The organism is Caulobacter sp. D5 (assembly GCF_003185805.1).
In the GTDB taxonomy this organism is placed as follows: Bacteria; Pseudomonadota; Alphaproteobacteria; order Caulobacterales; family Caulobacteraceae; genus Caulobacter.
In genome coordinates, this window is record NZ_QHJY01000575.1 from 1 (window position 1) to 1,105 (window position 1,105).

Below are 1,105 nucleotides of genomic sequence, written 5' to 3' on the forward strand. Positions count from 1 at the left end.
ATCACGGCTGGGACGTCGCCGCCGACGGCGCCGGCGTGGTCGACCGCCCCCGCATGTATCAGCTGGTCCGCCAGGCCGGCCCCATCACCGATCGAACCTTCGCGATCGAATTCCTCGACCCCGGCGCCCGCGCCTACGTCTTCACCTTCGGCTGACCCGCCGTTCCGCACGCCTTCAGGAGACCTCCCATGTCCAAGACCGCCCTCGCCTTCGCGCTCGCTTTCAGCCTCACCGGCGTCGCCGCCCAGGCCGCCCCGCCGGCCGCCGCCAAGCCCACCATCGTGCTGGTGCACGGCGCCTTCGCCGACTCCAGCAGCTGGGACGGCGTCGTCGCCGACCTGACCCGCGACGGCTATCACGTGGTGGCCGCCGCCAACCCGCTGCGCGGCGCGGCCTCCGACGCCGCCGCCGTGCGCACGGTGATCAATTCGATCCCCGGCCCGGTCGTGCTGGTCGGCCACTCCTACGGCGGCACGGTGATCTCGGCGGCCGCCGACGGCGCGGCCAACGTCAAGGGCCTCGTCTATGTCGCCGCCTTCGCGCCCGAGGTCGGCGAAAGCACCTTCGACCTGGCCGGCAAGTTCCCGGGCGGCACGCTGGGCGAGGCGCTCGACAAGCCGGTCGACCTGCCCGGCGGCGCCCACGACCTCTATATCCGGCAGGACAGGTTCCCGGCCCAGTTCGCCGCCGACGTGCCCCTGGCCAAGGCCCGGCTGATGGCGATCGCCCAGCGCCCCCTGACCGACGCCGCCGGCGCCGAGAAGGCCGTGGCGACGGCCTGGAAGACCATCCCCTCCTGGTGGGTCTATGGCGAGGCCGACCGCAACATCCCGCCGGCCGCCATGGCCTGGATGGCGAAGCGGGCCAACGCCCGCCAGGTCGTCACCGTGCCCGGCGCCTCGCACGTGGTGATGATCTCGCACCCCCACGCCGTCTCGGCCCTGATCGAGACCGCGGCCCGCTGAGCCGGGCCTGAAAGGAGAACCACCATGTCCCGCAGATGGCTGATCACCGGCGCCTCGCGCGGCCTTGGCCGGGCCCTGGCCCAGGCCGCGCTCGAGGCCGGCCAGCGCGTCGTCGCCACCGCCCGCGATCCGGCCGCCCT

The 1,105-nt window shown here is 73.8% G+C and carries 3 protein-coding genes; all 3 read left to right on the forward strand.

The features are described from left to right. Positions 1–155: hypothetical protein (locus tag DMC18_RS27375; RefSeq protein WP_158285994.1), on the forward strand; the 155-nt coding region annotated here is incomplete at its 5' end. Positions 156–188: 33 nt separating this feature from the next. Further along, positions 189–965 (forward strand): alpha/beta fold hydrolase, encoded by a 777-nt coding sequence (locus tag DMC18_RS25415; protein WP_110117728.1) that lies wholly within the window; start codon positions 189–191, stop codon positions 963–965. Between the two features lie 24 nt (positions 966–989). Further along, a partial coding sequence (locus tag DMC18_RS25420; protein ID WP_146218235.1) for an SDR family NAD(P)-dependent oxidoreductase occupies positions 990–1,105 on the forward strand: 116 nt, incomplete at its 3' end.

Excerpts from the sequence above, each read along its gene's own strand:
- DMC18_RS25415 (WP_110117728.1), top strand. The coding sequence starts at position 189 with ATGTCCAAGACCGCCCTCGCCTTCGCGCTCGCTTTCAGCCTCACCGGC.